General features: G+C 57.1%; 16 protein-coding genes and 1 tRNA gene. 7 read left to right on the plus strand and 10 right to left on the minus strand.

The annotated features are described in order from the left end of the window. Positions 1-236: 236 nt before the first annotated feature. Both ACW9UQ_RS16445 and ACW9UQ_RS16450 read right to left on the minus strand, forming a co-directional pair. Positions 237-311: transfer RNA gene (locus ACW9UQ_RS16445), tRNA-Asn, on the minus strand. A 71-nt stretch (positions 312-382) separates the two neighbouring features. Then, positions 383-1,240, minus strand: coding sequence for an MBL fold metallo-hydrolase (locus ACW9UQ_RS16450; protein ID WP_458932101.1), 858 nt, complete (start codon positions 1,238-1,240; stop codon positions 383-385). A gap of 48 nt (positions 1,241-1,288) precedes the next feature. On the opposite strand from ACW9UQ_RS16450, the gene ACW9UQ_RS16455 reads away from it, so the two are divergent. From ACW9UQ_RS16455 to ACW9UQ_RS16465, 3 genes are all read left to right on the plus strand, one after another. Continuing rightward, positions 1,289-2,617 (plus strand): ATP-binding protein, encoded by a 1,329-nt coding sequence (locus ACW9UQ_RS16455; protein WP_458932102.1) that lies wholly within the window; start codon positions 1,289-1,291, stop codon positions 2,615-2,617. 65 nt (positions 2,618-2,682) lie between these two features. Continuing rightward, the gene (locus tag ACW9UQ_RS16460; protein ID WP_458932103.1) at positions 2,683-2,796 is read left to right on the plus strand and encodes a DUF6500 family protein; all 114 of its coding nucleotides are present in this window, start codon (positions 2,683-2,685) and stop codon (positions 2,794-2,796) included. Positions 2,797-2,924: 128 nt separating this feature from the next. After that, entirely contained in the window at positions 2,925-3,017 is a 93-nt protein-coding gene (locus tag ACW9UQ_RS16465; protein WP_458932104.1) for a DUF6500 family protein, read from the plus strand. A 32-nt stretch (positions 3,018-3,049) separates the two neighbouring features. On the opposite strand, the gene ACW9UQ_RS16470 is transcribed toward ACW9UQ_RS16465, so the two are convergent. The 5 genes from ACW9UQ_RS16470 to ACW9UQ_RS16490 form a co-directional block, all read right to left on the minus strand. Then, positions 3,050-3,703 (minus strand): histidine phosphatase family protein, encoded by a 654-nt coding sequence (locus tag ACW9UQ_RS16470; RefSeq protein WP_458932105.1) that lies wholly within the window; start codon positions 3,701-3,703, stop codon positions 3,050-3,052. Positions 3,704-3,795: 92 nt separating this feature from the next. Then, a complete protein-coding gene (locus tag ACW9UQ_RS16475) occupies positions 3,796-5,748 on the minus strand; it encodes an acyltransferase family protein (RefSeq protein WP_458932106.1) in 1,953 nt (650 codons plus the stop codon). A 120-nt stretch (positions 5,749-5,868) separates the two neighbouring features. Further along, entirely contained in the window at positions 5,869-6,378 is a 510-nt protein-coding gene (gene rpsI / locus ACW9UQ_RS16480; RefSeq protein ID WP_458932107.1) for a 30S ribosomal protein S9, read from the minus strand. Continuing rightward, positions 6,378-6,842: a 50S ribosomal protein L13 gene (gene rplM, locus ACW9UQ_RS16485; RefSeq protein WP_458932108.1), complete on the minus strand. Its 465-nt coding sequence runs from the start codon at positions 6,840-6,842 to the stop codon at positions 6,378-6,380. The genes rpsI and rplM overlap by 1 nt, the downstream gene beginning before the upstream one ends. A gap of 149 nt (positions 6,843-6,991) precedes the next feature. Then, positions 6,992-7,411 carry a PaaI family thioesterase gene (locus ACW9UQ_RS16490; RefSeq protein ID WP_458932109.1) on the minus strand — a complete coding sequence of 140 codons (420 nt, stop codon included), beginning with the start codon at positions 7,409-7,411 and terminating at the stop codon, positions 6,992-6,994. 67 nt (positions 7,412-7,478) lie between these two features. Between ACW9UQ_RS16490 and ACW9UQ_RS16495 the strand changes: the two genes are divergently transcribed. Continuing rightward, positions 7,479-8,267, plus strand: coding sequence for an enoyl-CoA hydratase (locus tag ACW9UQ_RS16495; protein WP_458932110.1), 789 nt, complete (start codon positions 7,479-7,481; stop codon positions 8,265-8,267). 44 nt (positions 8,268-8,311) lie between these two features. Here ACW9UQ_RS16495 and ACW9UQ_RS16500 read toward each other — a convergent pair whose 3' ends face one another. Beyond that, positions 8,312-9,349 (minus strand): COX15/CtaA family protein, encoded by a 1,038-nt coding sequence (locus ACW9UQ_RS16500; RefSeq protein ID WP_458932111.1) that lies wholly within the window; start codon positions 9,347-9,349, stop codon positions 8,312-8,314. 275 nt (positions 9,350-9,624) lie between these two features. On the opposite strand from ACW9UQ_RS16500, the gene ACW9UQ_RS16505 reads away from it, so the two are divergent. Both ACW9UQ_RS16505 and ACW9UQ_RS16510 read left to right on the plus strand, forming a co-directional pair. Beyond that, entirely contained in the window at positions 9,625-11,736 is a 2,112-nt protein-coding gene (locus tag ACW9UQ_RS16505) for a hypothetical protein (protein ID WP_458932112.1), read from the plus strand. A 93-nt stretch (positions 11,737-11,829) separates the two neighbouring features. Continuing rightward, entirely contained in the window at positions 11,830-12,240 is a 411-nt protein-coding gene (locus tag ACW9UQ_RS16510) for a nitroreductase family protein (protein ID WP_458932113.1), read from the plus strand. Here the strand turns inward: ACW9UQ_RS16510 and ACW9UQ_RS16515 are convergent. Together ACW9UQ_RS16515 and ACW9UQ_RS16520 are read right to left on the minus strand one after the other, a co-directional pair. Beyond that, positions 12,237-12,998: an RNA methyltransferase gene (locus ACW9UQ_RS16515; protein ID WP_458932114.1), complete on the minus strand. Its 762-nt coding sequence runs from the start codon at positions 12,996-12,998 to the stop codon at positions 12,237-12,239. The genes ACW9UQ_RS16510 and ACW9UQ_RS16515 overlap by 4 nt on opposite strands. A gap of 231 nt (positions 12,999-13,229) precedes the next feature. Next, positions 13,230-13,580, minus strand: coding sequence for a DUF6713 family protein (locus ACW9UQ_RS16520; protein WP_458932115.1), 351 nt, complete (start codon positions 13,578-13,580; stop codon positions 13,230-13,232). A gap of 232 nt (positions 13,581-13,812) precedes the next feature. On the opposite strand from ACW9UQ_RS16520, the gene ACW9UQ_RS16525 reads away from it, so the two are divergent. Continuing rightward, on the plus strand, positions 13,813-14,448 hold the full coding sequence (locus tag ACW9UQ_RS16525) for a sulfotransferase family protein (RefSeq protein ID WP_458932116.1): 636 nt from the start codon (positions 13,813-13,815) through the stop codon (positions 14,446-14,448). Positions 14,449-14,761 lie beyond the last annotated feature (313 nt).

Consider the following 14,761-nt stretch of genomic DNA (forward strand, 5'->3'; position numbering starts at 1 on the left):
GCTCCCGAATATCCAGTGATAGCGATTTGCCCATGTTCCACCTCCAAATATAGTGAATCACAAAATCCGCATCGTGGGAATCCCACCGATTCAGATTTCAAGGACGGCGCTCTAGTGGGTCGTTTTCGACACAGAGCGGACGTCCTCTGCGACGTTCGCCAAGCTCAGAACTCCGGAAAGTGGGCCAGTCTTTGACTGTGAGGATCAAATTCATCTGAATTTTCAAGGGGAAATTTTGGCTCCGGCGGTAGGATTCGAACCTACGACCAATTGATTAACAGTCAACTGCTCTACCACTGAGCTACGCCGGAACGGGGTCATCATCAGGACGACAGCGCTGCATATAGCAAAGCGGGAATCCGGCGTCCAGCGGAAATCTTTGTCAGGGCTGCACGCGGTATCTTGGCACTTCACCAGCCTGCCCCAAAGGTTCCACGACACCGCGCGTTTGCAGGTCTGCCAGATGGGCGGCAACATTGCGGGCGGCGGCAGGGTGCAACTGTTTGGGGACATCATGATAGAGCGTTTGGGTCAGTTCTGGAATGCTGGCGGGGCCATCCTGAAGGGCGGTCAGGATCTGCGCTTCGCGCTCTTGCCTATGTGCCTTCAGCGCCCGCACGCGCTCCGGCCCCTCTGCGATGGCCGGGCCGTGACCCGGGAAATAGCGCCGTTGCGGCAGCGCTGCGAGGCGATCAAGAGAGGCCATGTAATCCGACACCGACCCTTCGGGCGGCGAAATGAAAGTCGAGGCCCAGCCCATCACATGATCACCGGTAAAGACGGCATCCCCTGCCTCCCACACAAAACTGATGTGATCGAGCAGATGACCCGGTGTTGCCACCACATCCAACTGCCAATCGGCGCTTTTGATCGTATCGCCCTCCCGCAGCCCGGTATCGGGGCGAAAGCTCGGGACTATCCCTTCCCCGCCCTCACCGCTGACCGGCCAGTCCGGGGGATACGCCGCCAGGACCGGTGCCCCTGTTTTTGCGGCCAGTTCATGCGCCAGGCTGCAATGGTCAATATGTGCATGGGTCACCAGAATATGGGTGATCCTGCCGCCCGAGGGGACCGCGCCCAAAACCGCTGCCAGATGCGCCGCTTCCTTGGGACCCGGGTCAATCACGGCGATTTCGGACCGGCCCAGAAGGTAGGTACAGGTCCCGGAATAGGTCATCGGACTGGGGTTCGGGGCGACCAGACGGATCAATCCATCCGGGAACAGGGCAGCGTCATCCATATATCTCTCCTTGCCTGACCGGCGACCGGATCATAAAGCTGGGCCACTATGGATTGGAACCTGTTCAAACGCTACCTGCCCCGCTCTTTGTTTTCGCGTGCGGCCCTGATTGTCATCGTTCCGGTGATCGTTCTGCAGATGGTGGTCACCATCGTTTTCATTCAGCGGCATTTCGAAGGGGTCACGCGGCAGATGACTCAGAACATCGCCCGTGAGATGGCCGTGGCGCAGCAGGTGATCAAGACCTCGCCAACAGCTGCGATTGCGCAATTGCGGCTGAACAATCTGTCGATCCCCCTGTCGATCTATTTCGATCTGGACCCTTCAGGCGATCTGCCATCGGACAATACCCGGCAGTGGTACGATCTGTCAGGCCGGGCCCTGATTTCCGAGATGCAGGCGCTTTTGGGGGCGCAGCTTGCGGTTAATCTGGTGCGCGACTGGCGGCAGGTCGATGTCTATCTTCAGACAGACAAGGGGCTACTTTATGCCCGTATTCCAAGGGTTCGGGTGACGGCCTCGAACCCGCATCAGTTGTTGGTTCTTATGGCGGTCTCTTCGCTGGTATTGGTGCTGATCGCCGTGGGCTTTTTGCGCAATCAGGTCAAGCCGATACTTCAACTGGCTGATGCCTCGGAAGAGTTTGGCAAAGGCCGGTCCATGTCTTTCCGCCCCACCGGTGCCGAGGAAGTGCGCCGCGCGGGCAGTTCCTTTTTGTCGATGCGTCAAAGGATTGAGCGCCATCTGGAGCAACGCACTCTGATGTTGTCCGGCGTCAGCCATGATCTGCGCACGCCCCTGACCCGGATGAAACTGGCGCTGGCACTGATGGACGAAGACGGCAACACCGCCGAGGTGAACCGCGATGTTGCGGATATGGAGCGGATGCTGGACGAATTTCTGGCCTTTGCCCGCGGTGATCAGTCCGAGGAGATAGTCCATGTGCGCCCCGCAGCTCTGGTGCGCGATCTGGCAAACAGGATGCAAAAAGGCGGTGTTGAGACTGAAGCCTGGGTCGAGGGCGAGGAAACCGCCGAGGTCATGCTGCGCGAAAGCGCTGTTCGCCGGTCCTTGCAGAACCTTCTGAATAACGCCGCGCATTATGGAACAAAGGTGCGGATCGGCGTGAAACTTTTGCCCAAGACCTGCGAATTCTGTGTCGAGGATGACGGCCCTGGTATTCCCTCAGAAAACCTGGAGGAAGTCATGCGTCCCTTCGCACGTCTGGACAAATCCCGAAACCAAAACAAAGGCGGCGGCGTAGGTTTGGGCCTGTCGATTACGCAGGATGTCGCGCGCAGCCATGGCGGGGCGCTGGAGCTGGGGCGCAGTGCGACGCTGGGCGGGTTAAGGGCGGTGTTGCGCCTGCCGCGCTGACGCCTCAAGTCAACCGTTTGGCGGGGCGTCATTCCACGCCAATACGATTGGGATAGGAACGTGACATGAGATCAGCCCTCAGAGCCAAGATTATTGCTGTGTGCGATGCGAAGATCGCGCAAAAGGGCGAGAAAGTCGGTCTTTCTTTCTATGCGTTTTTTTGCCAACAAGAACGATGATCCTGAGTTGCTAAAGCGTTTCGAGTTTACCTTGAGACATCACATAAAATCGAAACGCGTACACCATATAGGCTTATCACTGCGTTTCAGGATAATCTTTTGTCTTAGGTTTATCCCGAAACGCTTTAATGGAAGCAGCGGAATGGTGGATCAAAACTCATAAGCTGGATCACTTTGAAAAGGCGGTGAAAATCCGGAACATGGTGGCGTTGGGCGCTTGATCGCGCAGCAGCCGCCACCATGCTGCTGACAGTCATATATAGGTGCGCGCGAATACCCGATCCTGCGGGTCCAGATGGGGGCAGGCGTTGAACAGGGCCAGCCGCAGACGGTCGCCTTCCCAGATGAACCGGTGAACAGATGCATTATGCGTGCACAGGATGACATCCGCCGTTGCCTCGGGTGACAGGTTTAGCGCACGGCGTATGGCGACACCAATCACCCCGCCAGAGGTGACAACCAGCACTGTCTTGCCCGGGTCTAGTGCGTCATCAAGCGCGGCATGAATTCGGGCCTGAAACTCCGCATAGCTTTCCCCTGCCCCGTCCAGTTCTCCGGTTTCCCAGCTCGTTAAGAGCTGCGGGAAAAGCTGTAGAAAATCCGGGCGTCCGCTTGGGGCATCGGTACCGGTTGCGGCCAGATATCGCTTTTCCAGTCCATCGTAGTGGAACTCGTTCAGACGGGGGTCGACCTCCACCTCCGGCAGGGAATGGCGGCTGGCAATGCCAGAGGCGGTTTCGCGGTGGCGGCGCAGGTCGCCGCGCAGAACACGGTCAAACTGCAAGTCATGGGCATTGAAATAGGCACCCAGCCAGTCTGCCTGCTGCAGTCCCAGGGGGCTAAGCCGATCATAATCCTCTGTGCCAAAGGATGCCTGAGCATGGCGGACCAGAACCAGTTCCCCCATTGATGTACCCTCTTTTTCGCTGCTGAATTTCGCCTGAATCGGCGTGTTTGCTCAGGATGCACGCTGCGGATCGCAGCGGCAAGCCCCGGTTTCTAATCCGGTATCAGGGCGGTGCGATCCGGCCCGTTTGCAGGTGCAGGCAGACGGTCGAGAATGGCCTGCACCAGCAGCAATGCCCCCGCATGAGACAAATGGTTGTCGTCACGATAAAGTGGCTTCCCGGCTGAGCTTAAATAGCTGCATTCATCCGATTTGCAAAAAACCTCCGCCGGGTCGATCCAGTGCGAAAAGGCAATGGGCCAGCGTTCGAAATAGTGGGCGATTTGATCCGAGCGGGCCTGCTGTTGGGCCGTTTTCAAGACATGCTTAGAGGGCAAGCTGTACTGCCCGTGCCACCACTGCTGCCGGGCCAAAGCTTTTGGCACATGCAGATGATACTCGGGGACGGGACCGACCACGACAACTGTTTTGTTTTGCCCCTGCAGCAAGGCGGCCGTCGCCACCACCGCACCCGCAAAAACCTTTGGATTGTCTGAAACCCGCCCCGGTCCCCCCTGCCCGTCCGAATATCCAACCGGCACCGTTCCCCACCGCCCACCGGTCAGGAAGTTGCTCCATTCCGCCGCCAGCACAATCGTGTCGATCTCAGGGTCAAAAGCCCCTTGTTCAAGGGCTTGCCGCATCACCGTCTCACACCCTGCGCCCCGGCCCGGCACATCGGTTGCAATCCTCAGCAAAGGCGCGCACCAGCTTTGCGAGACGACCCGCATCGCCTGCCCCCGAGCCTGCAAGATCTGATCCAGCGCGGTTGTCAGATGGCCAGCATGGGAATCGCCGATCAGAAGAACGCTCGGCTGTGCGGTCAGATCCCCGATGAGACAATCCCCCTCGGTCATCCTATCATGGCATGGCATCGCCGATTTCGCAGGGGGCAATGCCACTTGCGGCAGTCGGCCCGGCACCCCGCCGCTTAAATGCAGCGACACACCAACCACCGCCGCCATCCCTGCAACGGCCGCAGAACTGCCAAATACCAATACCCCCCCCCGGCGCTGACGCCAGGGGCGTTCAACAAAGCGCCAGCTAAGCCAGGCCACAAGCACCAAGCCCGGCAGGGCCACAAAGGCCTGCCACATGGGCAATGCACCGAACTGTGCCAGCCGCAGAAACGCAAAGACCGGTTGATGCCACAGGTAAAAGGAGTAGCTGATCAGCCCGATACCGACGAGCCATGGATGCGATAAAGTTCCGGCCACATATCCGCCGGGACGGCAGAAAAGAACGACCAACGCCGTGCCCAGCACAGGCAACAGGGCATTGCGCCCCGGAAACGCATCCGCGCCGCTCAGTGTAAACATGCCAAAACCGATCAGCCCCAGCCCGACAAGCGACAACAGGTCGTTCGGGCGCAATCGGTTACGGATCAGGAACAGCGCACAAAGGCTACCCGCCAGCAACTCCCACGCACGGAACGGCAGCAGGAAATATGCAGCATCAGGCAGATGCCGCGCGCCCCAGTCCGAAAGCAGAAACGACCCACCCGCAGCCAAAGCCAGCCAAAAGGTCAGGTCAGAGCGTCGCCGTAACATCAACAAGACAAGCGGGAAGATAAGATAGAACTGTTCCTCGACCGACAGGCTCCAGACATGCAGCAGCGGCTTTTCATCGGCGGGTCCGGCGAAATAGCCGTTTTCCTGCCAAAACAGGATATTGGCTGCAAACAGCACCGATGCAACAAGGCTTTGGCCGAAATCCTTTAGCTCCCCCGGCAGCATCATGACCCAAGCGAAAGGCAGACAGACCAGCATCATCACGAATAACGCGGGCAGGATGCGTCGAGCCCGCCGCTCCCAAAAATTCAGAAGCGAGAAAGACCCGTCCTGTATTTCGCGCAGAATGATGCTGGTGATCAGATAGCCGGACAGAACGAAGAATACATCGACGCCGATGAAACCGCCGGAGAAGCCCGGGATCCCGGCGTGAAACAGGATGACCGGCACGACCGCGACTGCGCGCAGACCATCAATCTCGGCCCTGTACTGCATCGGTGCCCTGATCCTTTACCTTTTGGCAAGGGCTAGGCGGGCTTGGTTAATAACGGGCTAACGGAGACGAAAAAGGGCGGCGCCAGAAGCACCGCCCTTTTGAAAAATATGCAATCGCAATCAGCGTTTGGAGAACTGGAAGCTCCGGCGGGCCTTGCGCTTACCGTATTTCTTACGCTCAACCACGCGGCTGTCGCGGGTCAGGAACCCGGCGGCTTTTAGGGCCGGACGCAGCGATGGTTCGTACAGCGTCAGCGCCTTGGAGATACCGTGTTTCACAGCACCCGCCTGACCTGACAGGCCGCCACCTTTGACGGTTGCCATCACGTCAAATTCACCTTCGACACCGGCAACGGTGAAGGCCTGGCCAATCACCATCTGCAGAACCGGACGCGCGAAATATTCGTTCATCGGCTTGCCATTAACGGTGACATTGCCCTTGCCCGGCTTGATCCAGACACGCGCAATGGCGTCTTTCCGTTTACCGGTGGCATAGGACCGGCCCAGCTCGTCACGCACCTGCTCTCGCAGGGGGGCTGCCAGCGTATCGGCTTCTGCTGCCGCTGCGGCACCTTCGGTGCCCTCAACAGCGTCTTTCAGATCTTCCAGCGATTTGATGTCGTCGGCCATCATGCGCTCCGTGTGTTCTTGGCGTTCATCGACGCAACGTCGAGAACTTCGGGGTTCTGCGCCTCATGCGCGTGCTCAGCGCCTGCATAGACACGCAGGTTCGACATCTGTTGGCGCGACAGCGGCCCGCCGGGCAGCATCCGCTCAACCGCTTTCAGGACAACACGCTCTGGATGCTTGCCTTCAAGCAGCTCTTCCATGGTGCGTTCCTTGATGCCGCCGGGATGGCCGGTATGCCAGTAGAACTTTTTGTCGGTCCGCTTCTTGCCGGTCAGCTGAACTTTGTCAGCATTGATGACAATCACGTTGTCGCCCATGTCCATATGCGGGGTGAAGGTCGCCTTGTGCTTGCCGCGCAGGCGCATGGCGATGATCGAGGCAAGACGGCCCAGAACGATGCCTTCGGCGTCGATCAGGATCCACTTTTTCTCAATATCCGCTGGTTTTGCGGTATAGGTTTTCATAGCGTTTTCCATCGAGTTTTGATGCGAGGTCGGACCCGCACCGTTCGGATGGGCGGTTTCTAAAGGATTGGCGGGTCAGGTCAAGCGTGATATTGCTGATATTTGCGTTCAATATCAGAACCTTAAAAATAAGGTATAATAATACCCCATCATTTCGATGGTGGAATCGAGTAAGTCAGGCTGGCCTGTGCCACAGGGGTCTCGTGCCCTTCGGAATGGATCAGCACATCCCCGACACATAAAACGCGGCCCAGTTTCAACACCCGCGCCTCGGCCACCAGACGCCCCGGATCCGGTTTCCGCATAAAGTTGACGGAGGCATTGGTGGTCACCGCCAGCGCCTGCGGCCCGATCAGCGACAGTGTCGCGACGTACATGGCGCAATCGGCCAGTTCAAACATCGCCGGGCCGGACACCGTACCGCCCGGACGCAATTGAGCATGCCCGGCCTGCATCGCCAGACAAAGATGTCCCGGGGAAAGCTTCAGCACTTCGAACCGGCCCTCAATTTGCGGGAACTGTTCGCTTAGAAATGCGGAAATCTCCTCAATTGTCATCTTTAGCTGCATTCCCGCACCTTTTCCCGATCGCTATTCTCTGCAACTGTCTTGCGAAATGGTGAGGAGGTAAAGTCATATGTCCGATCCGGTCCTGACACGTAAGGATAAGGGGGCGGTTGCAGTCCTGAAGCTGAACATGCCCGGCACACTGAATGCCCTGTCCGAGGCGATGCTGACCGCCCTGCAGAGCGAATTTGATGCTTTGTCCAAGGATCGCACTATTCGCGCTGTCGTCCTGCACGGGGTCGGCAAGGCCTTTTGCGCCGGTCATGATCTGCGCGAAATGACCGAGGCGCGCAAAGCGGCGGATGGCGGGCGCGCCTATTTTGAAGATCTGTTCAACCGATGTGCCGCGATGATGATGTCTATCCTCCGCCTGCCCCAACCGGTCATCGCCGCCCCGCATGGTGTGGCCGCGGCGGCAGGCTGTCAGTTGGTGGCCACCTGCGATATGGCGGTCGCTGCCCCCGGCACCCGGTTCGGCGTTAACGGGGTGAATATCGGTCTGTTCTGTTCAACACCCATGGTTGCCCTGACCCGCAACATCGGACGCAAGAAAGCGATGGAGATGCTGGTGACCGGTGATTTCATCGACAGTGAGGACGCCCTGCAACTTGGTCTGATCAATCGTATGGCGGACGGGGATCACGTTGCCGCCGCAATGGACCTGGCCGAACAGGTCACCGCCAAGCTGGGCAAAGCCGTCGCGATCGGCAAAGAAGCGTTTTATGTGCAGGCTGAATTAGGGCTATCGGCCGCCTACGAATACACCGGTGCCGTCATGGCCGAGAACATGATGCTGGAAGAGACCCAAGACGGTATCCTCGCCTTCCTCGACAAACGTCGCCCTGATTGGGAGCAATAGTATAAGGGGGACAGCATCCCACCTTACCAATCCCGGTAAAGCCACTATCCGCGCGCAATACGCTGTTCAGGTGGATATAGCGTCACATGGCGGGCGCTGACGATCAGCATAAAGATCAGAACCGCCGTCAACTGGTGCAGGATCGCCAGATGCCAGGGCGAGATATGAACCAGTGTCACAATGCCCAGCAGCACCTGTGCCAGCACAGCCAACATCACCAGACTGACCGAACGGCGCACCGCCTGCAGACCGGAATGGCGCGCCCGCCACCAAAACAACAGCGCAACCAGCGTGACCAGATAGGCACCACACCGATGCACAAACTGGACCGTGCCCGGGTTCTCAAAAAAGTTCCGCCAGACGGGCTCCAGCTCCAGCGGATCAGGTGGCAACCAGCCACCGGCCATCAGCGGCCACTCTGTATAGGTTCGCCCCGCATCAATCCCGGCCACCAATGCGCCTAGCAGGATCTGCACGAACGCCAAGGCTAACAGGATTACGGCCATTCGAGGCAACCCAGCCTCGCGCCGGCGTCTGGCTTGCAGGCGCTCTGCCTCGGTCATGCCCAGTCGCAGATAATGCCAGCCAATCAGGCCCAGGATGACAAACGCCAAACCAAGATGCGCCGCTAACCTGTAGGATGCGACATCAACCCGATCCGCCGTCAGGCCCGAGGCGACCATCCACCAGCCAACCGTTGCCTGAAACCCGCCCAGGATACCAAGCATCAGATATGGGATCGCCGTTCCGCGCGGCAAACGCCCGCGCGCCAGAAACCAAAAGAAGCCAATAGCCCAGACCAAGCCTATGATACGCCCCAGAAACCTGTGGCCCCATTCCCACCAATAGATGAACTTGAACTCATCCAGCGTCATCCGGCTGTTCTGCAACTGAAATTCCGGGGTGGCTTTGTAGTGGCCAAATTCAACCGCCCAGGCCGCGGCACTCATGGGCGGAATGACCCCGGTAACCGGTTTCCATTCGGTGATCGACAGGCCGCTATCGGTAAGGCGGGTCAAACCACCAACGCCAATCATCACAATGACCAACACGAAAAGCGCCATCAGCCAAAGCTGAATCATTCTGCGGGAATCCATTTCTTGGGTCTGCACGGGCGCAGTGGGTTCTGCGGGTTCACTGACCTCTTCAAAAATGCTGCGCTTCTGACTCATGGAACTGCCTCGTTGTCGTTCAGTTCATTTAGGTCGGGCGTCAGCAATGGGCAAGCGGTCAGGACAGCCGCATGACGTCGCAGGCAGAACCGTCCCCCGTGCCGAAACGTACTGCTTTCGTCTGGACCCACCCCCGGATCATCTGCTTAAACGCAGGTAAGTACTGAATGGAGTAGGAATACCCGATGAACAAGCTATCTCTCTCGACGATCCTTGTTGCCCTATGCGGACCTGTGTGCGCCGTAGCCGAGCCGATCGAAAACTATTTCCGTGCGGATCCGTATTCCTGCCGCGACAAAACATATCTGGCCGAGTGGAGCGTCTTTGGCGATACTGCGGATGCCGTTACGCTGAATGTTTTCGTCCGGCGTACAAACCGTAGTAACTTCGACGGCTCAACTTGGAAGCTGCAGGCGTCCGACCTTGAGACGACCGTCGACATCAACGGCAGCAACGGCCGGCCGCTTTATCGGATTTCGGGCATTCTGACAGAAACCCCCGAGGTGATCAGCCTGGATCGCAAGGGAGAGGTGGTTCCGGAATGCGACCAGGTGCTCAAACAGGTCGCTTCCCCAACAGAGCGCTATGCCGATCTTCTTGATCTGCTAAAGACCCCTGCCCCCCAGCCTCGGGACGGCCTGTCGGTCTATCACAAGCTGGAGCAGCTGCCGCCGCTAAAGATGCTTCCCACGCTTGAGCAAAGATCAACAAAAACCGAACTTAAGACCCTTCAGCGTAGTTTCTGGGATAACTATCGTGCGGCAGCGTCAACAACCGAGACGCCAGAGCTGCTGGCTGGTATTGCCGAAGTCTGGCTGACGCGAAAAGACGATAGCAGGCGGAGATGGCACTCGGAAAACGTTTTGCTGGCGCAAAACGCATTCGCAAAGTCCCTGATGTCAAAAGACGAAAGCCCTGCAACGATGCGCGTGACAGAAACAAACCTATTCTGCGCGCGTATTGACCAGATAAGAAATGAATGGGACTGGACAAACTATCTTGAGCTTGCGACCGGACTGCCGGTGGAGTTCTGGACCTCTGAGATCGCAAAGGACTACCTGTCTAAGGTCGAAAACTGCGAGAACAATCGCACGTTTGTCAAAACTCTTTCCGAACGGTGGCCTGAGATCGAAGCCAGGGGTGCAGGATTGAAGCGCCTTGAAGAAGAGCGTGATAAACTGGCTGCGATGGAAGTAACGCTTGACTCTGTAGCGGCCGCAAACTGGCTGCAAACAGACCGAAAGCTGCTCAATGAGCTTCGTGAGGTCGGCGTCCATCACAACGAAGTATCTGAATTTCTTGAACCAACGCTTCAGGAGTTGCGGCAAAAAGCCTACATTGCCTTGTCTGCAGAGCTATCCGCCAATGGTGCGGCGACGGCCCTGAATCTGCCAGCGCAACTTTCATTCTGCCGCGAGCAGAAAGAAAAGCTGCAAAGAGCGTCGGGGTCGGGGCGCGAGCTTCAGAACAAGGTATTCGAAGCGTGCGAAAATGCCATGGCTGGTTTGGTTGAACAGACCGGTTTAAAGATGATCGAAGACGCAAAGCAGAATCTGCTTTCCAGGCCTGGAACACTCTCTGATCTGCTGGAAACAAAGGGCTATGACATTCGCTCCGCCATGCCGCCTTTGCGCCGCGCCTATGGTCCGTTCCAAGGCCCAATGAACACGATCTCAAGGGCATTGAATGCGGCCGAAATCGAAGTCGAAAAATCCTACCGTGACGCCCTTGCGACAGCAACGTCAGAGATCAAGGCCGCAGCGGCAGAGACCGATCCATTGTCGCGAAAGGATGGCCCAATCGATCAGATATGTGGCCAGATCAGCAACCCGGGCCTGATGGCGCAGCGCCTTAGACCGCTCATTAATCAGTGCAACATAGCCTTTGATGAATTGCGTGCGAAGCGGCGGGTGGCTGAATGTGATATGCTCTGGAAGGAATTTGATGTCCCGGCAGAGATACCAGAAGGCCACCTTTATATCCCTTCGATGATGGGCGACCTAAAGAAGACCAGCATTCGCGAATTCCTGTGCGAGGCGGACCGCGAAAATGTCGACCTGAGTGTTTTCGATAACAGCGGTCTGATCTGGTCAGAATATCGCCTTGTTCGCCGCGAGAAAATCCGCGGAACGGAGGTTGTCTTCTCCGTTCGGTTGAACGAACCTGAATCCGACGATGCCGGGTGGACAGTTGATGACCCCGAACTATCGCAAGGCAATCTGGACCCGTCCAAAACCGGTTCCAGTGACGATCTGATAAAATGCGCTATCATACCTCAGGCATGTATTGCGGAGTAATCTGATCGTTTGTCCGATGACCTGGACCAAAAGATAAGCAAAGCGGAAAGGCCGGAACCTGCCCGGCCTTTCTCTAAGGGTGATCGTGATGCCGTGTACCGCGCAATTCGCACCCGCCGGGATGTGCGGGGCCAGTTTTTGCCTGATCCCGTTGCACCCGAACTGCTGCAGCGGTTGCTTATGGCGGCGCATCATGCGCCTTCTGTCGGGTTCATGCAGCCGTGGAACTTCATTGTTATCCGCAACCTGACAGTGAAGACGCGCGTCAAAGCGGCGTTTCAAAAGGCAAATGCTGCGGCGGCAACGATGTTCTCAGGCAACAGGCGAGAGCTGTATTTCGAGTTGAAACTGGCCGGGATTACCGAAGCCCCCGTCAATCTGTGCATTGGCCATGTGCAAAAGCTTTACACGGAACCAGAACTGCAGGCACGCGGATGGGCCAAGCGCCTGCCGCTCGATGAGCTGATCTTTCAGGACAGATGGGACGGTACGGGCGAACGCTAGCTTTTTCGCACCGGATGACGATCCGCCAACGCGCGAAACACCCCATGCAGCGTGCGCACATCAGCATCGGTCAAATCCAGACGATTAATGAGGTTGCGCAGATTTTCCCGCATAGAGGCCGCCCGATCCGGCGGATAATAGTATTTTGCCACATCTAGCCGATCCTCCAGCGCGCGCAGCAGATGATGCACCTCCTCTGCGATGGCCGGGGTGCCGGGATGTGCCTCAACCGTGGTGCCGGTGGCACGCACCCATTCATAGGAAACCAGCAAAACACACTGCGCCAGGTTCAATGAGCCAAAGGCCGGATTGACCGGCACGGTGATCACGGTATGGGCCAGCACGACATCAGCGTTTTCCAGCCCCGCTCGCTCTGGCCCGAACAGAATGCCAACCTTCTGGCCAGCCGCGATCCTTGCATGCGCATCCAGCATCGCCTGCTCAGGTGTCATCACGGCCTTTTCCAGATCGCGCGGGCGCGCTGTCGTCGCATAGACATGGTGCATGTCTCCGACCGCCTCCTCAAGGCTATCGGCCAGCACAACATTGTCCAGAACCCGCGCAGCGCCCGAGGCCATCGCAACCGCGCGTTCATTCGGCCAGCCATCCCGTGGCGATACAATCCGCATCCGGTCCAGCCCGAAATTCCACATCGCGCGGGCCGCCGCCCCGATGTTCTCCCCCATCTGAGGGCGAACAAGCACAATAGCCGGGGCTGGGCCTGAAATAGGTGTTGCGGAATGATCGGTACCGGGCAATGGGATACCCCTCTTTCGTTTTGCTGCGTCTGACTAAAAGCTACGGCACGCAGATGCAATATTCCGGGGCTACAGATTCACTGGCCTCAACGGGTCGTACGATTTCCCTAAGAAAGAAGCGCACGAAAAGGTCAGTCTCTTCTCAAACGCAAAAGAAACACTGAACCCGATATGCCGCGTATCGACCTCAAACAATAGCCCAGCCTCGTGCCCCACTTTCTAAAAGCCAAGTTATACATTCAGAAGATAGAGCACGCCCAAAAGGCCCGTTAGCAGAATTAGCCCCCACGAGCTTAAATTGTTGAATTCATAGGAAGGATGTCGACGAAAGAGAGCATGGAGGCCGACGTGGATGATCGCGAAAATCGCGAGCCCAATCCTTGTCGGTCCGCCTGGATCGCCGTCTCCGCCCAGCAGGAGTATAGAAAACAGAGGAACGTGCAACCAGATGAAAACCTGTTCGCCGCGTCGTTCAGGCAATGAACGCAGAATCGGCAAGACACGCCATTCATGTCGCTTCACTGCATCAAGTTCGTGAGTAAAGAAGGCGCCGACCATCGAATAGTAGAGGATATCCAGCACGACAAAAGGCCTCATGGTTTTCTGGTAAATTCTGATCTGTTCGCCGTTTTCACGGCTGAGCCAACCTTAGCGAATGCACATATCTTCCGCATCTATGCCATCAAATGTCGTTAAATGTGATCTCCTTGGGCGTTTACACCATTGTCTTCTTGCAGTGCCCAGATGCCGCGTAAGCCGGATGTTCAATCTGCAGTTCTGCGGTTATGGTTATCACAGATTGAGGGGGAATACCTTGGCACTTGAGATCATCGGCCCGGGCTTTGGCCGCACCGGGACCAATTCGCTGAAACTGGCGTTGGAGCAATTGGGCTTTGGCCCGTGTCATCATATGTATGAAATCAACCCTGATGCGCCGGATCAGGTCGCTTATTGGGAAGCGATCTCAAAGGGTGAAACACCCGATTGGGATCAGGTCTTTGCCGGTTTCCGCTCTCAACTCGACTGGCCCGGCTGCCACTTTTGGCGTGATCTGCTGATGCATTACTCGAATGCAAAGGTGGTGATGTCTGTGCGCGATGCACAGGGGTGGCTGAAAAGCTTCAAATCGACCATCTTCCCTTATCTTAACTCTACCGCCACACAGGAAGACCCCCTGCGCCAGCGAAAGACCGAGATGACACGCCGAATCATCCGGGATCAGGCTTTTGGCGGGGACCTAAGCGACGATAACCTTTTGCGCGTCTTCAACCGCCATATCACCGAGGTACAGCACACCGTTCCACCAGACCGCTTGTTGACCTTTGATGTGCGCCAAGGCTGGGAGCCTCTTTGCACGTTCCTAAGCGTTCAGGTGCCCGACACACCCTTTCCGCGAACCAACACAACAGCGGAGTTCCGGGATCGTACATCCGTTCCGCTAGATAACTAGCGATGAGCGTCATGCGGCTCTCAAGCAACGGCTTTATTGTATTGTGAAGGTGTAAATTGACATCCGGCGACCCAGGGCTTTCATTCGCGCCGATTTATAACTTGTGGGGAACCAAAAATGGCCGAAGCTAAAAAACGCTCTTTCGCGAAAACTTTCTTTTTACTTTTTATACCTGGTGTAATTATCGCATTCGCCGTGACCTGCCCCCCGAGGCTCCCTCATTCATAACGAGAGTCTGCGGGTCTGGTTTTCATATTCGTTGGTTTCGTTTTGGGCAAGCGCGCCGGGCGCGGAGCCCTCAAATTGCTCAAGC

It is taken from the genome of Halovulum sp. GXIMD14793, assembly GCF_054457435.1.

Excerpts from the sequence above, each read along its gene's own strand:
- ACW9UQ_RS16490 (WP_458932109.1), bottom strand. The coding sequence starts at position 7,411 with ATGCAGCTAAAGATGACAATTGAGGAGATTTCCGCATTTCTAAGCGAA.
- ACW9UQ_RS16455 (WP_458932102.1), top strand. The coding sequence starts at position 1,289 with ATGGATTGGAACCTGTTCAAACGCTACCTGCCCCGCTCTTTGTTTTCG.
- rpsI (WP_458932107.1), bottom strand. The coding sequence starts at position 6,378 with ATGGCCGACGACATCAAATCGCTGGAAGATCTGAAAGACGCTGTTGAG.
- rplM (WP_458932108.1), bottom strand. The coding sequence starts at position 6,842 with ATGAAAACCTATACCGCAAAACCAGCGGATATTGAGAAAAAGTGGATC.
- ACW9UQ_RS16505 (WP_458932112.1), top strand. The coding sequence starts at position 9,625 with ATGAACAAGCTATCTCTCTCGACGATCCTTGTTGCCCTATGCGGACCT.
- ACW9UQ_RS16500 (WP_458932111.1), bottom strand. The coding sequence starts at position 9,349 with ATGATTCAGCTTTGGCTGATGGCGCTTTTCGTGTTGGTCATTGTGATG.
- ACW9UQ_RS16495 (WP_458932110.1), top strand. The coding sequence starts at position 7,479 with ATGTCCGATCCGGTCCTGACACGTAAGGATAAGGGGGCGGTTGCAGTC.
- ACW9UQ_RS16460 (WP_458932103.1), top strand. The coding sequence starts at position 2,683 with ATGAGATCAGCCCTCAGAGCCAAGATTATTGCTGTGTGCGATGCGAAG.
- ACW9UQ_RS16465 (WP_458932104.1), top strand. The coding sequence starts at position 2,925 with ATGGAAGCAGCGGAATGGTGGATCAAAACTCATAAGCTGGATCACTTT.
- ACW9UQ_RS16475 (WP_458932106.1), bottom strand. The coding sequence starts at position 5,748 with ATGCAGTACAGGGCCGAGATTGATGGTCTGCGCGCAGTCGCGGTCGTG.
- ACW9UQ_RS16470 (WP_458932105.1), bottom strand. The coding sequence starts at position 3,703 with ATGGGGGAACTGGTTCTGGTCCGCCATGCTCAGGCATCCTTTGGCACA.
- ACW9UQ_RS16450 (WP_458932101.1), bottom strand. The coding sequence starts at position 1,240 with ATGGATGACGCTGCCCTGTTCCCGGATGGATTGATCCGTCTGGTCGCC.